At 70.9% G+C, this 1,108-nt stretch carries 1 protein-coding gene; it reads right to left on the bottom strand.

All coding sequences use genetic code 11. From position 1 onward, the window contains the following. On the bottom strand, positions 1 to 898 hold an 898-nt coding region (locus G7A99_RS16470; protein WP_240466311.1), incomplete at its 3' end, for a benzoate/H(+) symporter BenE family transporter. Positions 899 to 1,108 lie beyond the last annotated feature (210 nt).

The following is a 1,108-nucleotide window of genomic DNA, read 5'->3' as shown; positions in this document are numbered from 1 at the left end:
ACGAGCAGATCGCGGTCATCGGCCCGGCGATGTTGGCGTTGTGGCCGCCGAGGATACCCGCGAGGATGCCGCCGATACCGCTGACCACCGTCATCGCGTTGATCGGCGGGCGGTAGCCCTCGGCCATGAGCACACCCGTGGCCTGGGCGTTCTCGGCACCGATCACCAGCAGCGACAGCGGCAGGGTGATCGCCAGGAAGCCATCCAGGGTGAAGGCCGGGGTGGTGAGCTCGGGGGCGGTGAACGCCAGCGGCACCTCCGCCGGGGACAGGCTGCCGGTGGCCAGCGCCGCGATCAGCCCCACCACCAGCGCCGCGAGCACCGGCGGGACGGCGCGCAGGAAGCGGTGCGTGAGCAGGAACGCCGCCACCGCCGCACCGGCGACCCAGGGCGCGTTGCCCACGGCGTCCACCGCGCCGGTGCCGAAGCGGATCAGCGCACCGGCGATCATGGCCATGACGATGGGCATCGGGATCCATCGCATCACCCGTCCTATCAGACCGCTGACGCCGAGCAACAGCACCAGGACACCGCTCATGATGAACGCGCCCACTGCCTCGTTGAAGCTCACCGTGGACAGCGCCCCCACGAGGATCGCCGCCCCCGGGATGGAGTACGCGCCGGTGATGGGCTGGCGGTAACGCAGCGCCATGAGCAGGCTGATCAGCCCGCCGAGCACGTAGATCGCGAACAGCCAGGCCACCGTCTGACCGCTGGTGAGGTTGCCGGACTCCGCGGCGTTGATCACGATCAGCGCCGGGCCGGAGCAGCCGAAGATCGCCGCCACCGTGCCGGCGCTGATGGACTTCAGCGTCAGCGCCCGCGGCAGCGCCGCGATCCCGGCGCGGAAGTCGCCCCGGACCGGCGCCCCGGTGGTGTCGGTATGATTGTCTGTCATGCTCCCCTCTCCCCGTTGAACGCGCCGGCGCGGGGCCGGCGCCTGTCGTCTCAGCAGCCGCGGAACTCCGGCGGACGCTTCTCGCCGAACGCCTCCACGCCCTCGCGGAAATCATCCGAGGTGCGCAGCCGGCTGTAGCAGTGGCCCTCCATCTCGATGGCCACGGCCAGGCTGGCGTTCTCGCCGTCGTTGAGCAGCCGCTTGGCGGTG

This window comes from Arhodomonas sp. KWT, from assembly GCF_010993615.1.
This window is presented reverse-complemented; position numbering and strand designations above follow the sequence as displayed.